At 42.1% G+C, this 321-nt stretch carries 1 protein-coding gene; it reads left to right on the top strand.

Annotated elements, in window-relative coordinates; genetic code table 11:
* On the top strand, positions 1–321 hold a 321-nt coding region (locus CWC14_RS19005), incomplete at both ends, for a polysaccharide biosynthesis protein (RefSeq protein ID WP_171036919.1).

Raw genomic sequence — 321 nt, 5'->3', positions numbered from 1 at the left:
GCTCGTTTTGCTAATGTGGCGTTTAGTGATGGCTCGTTACTTCACGGTTTCAATCAACGGCTACTGAAGAAACAACCTATTGTCGCTCCGAGCGACGTTAAACGTTATTTTGTCACCCCAACAGAGTCAGGGCAATTATGCTTGATGTCATGTTTGTTAGGTGACAATGGAGATATTTTCTTTCCTAAACTCAGTGATGAATTGCACTTACAAACCTTTAGTGAGATTGCAAAGGCCTATCTACATCAACGTGGATATGAGCCCTTTATATGTGAGAGTGAACAACAAGCACGTGAATTAGTGCACTCATTGCCCCAACAA

The sequence above is a fragment of the Pseudoalteromonas sp. S3260 genome (assembly GCF_005886925.1).
In the GTDB taxonomy this organism is placed as follows: Bacteria; Pseudomonadota; Gammaproteobacteria; order Enterobacterales; family Alteromonadaceae; genus Pseudoalteromonas; species Pseudoalteromonas tetraodonis.
The sequence above is the reverse complement of the archived record's forward strand: the minus strand, read 5'-3'. Positions and strand labels throughout refer to the sequence as shown.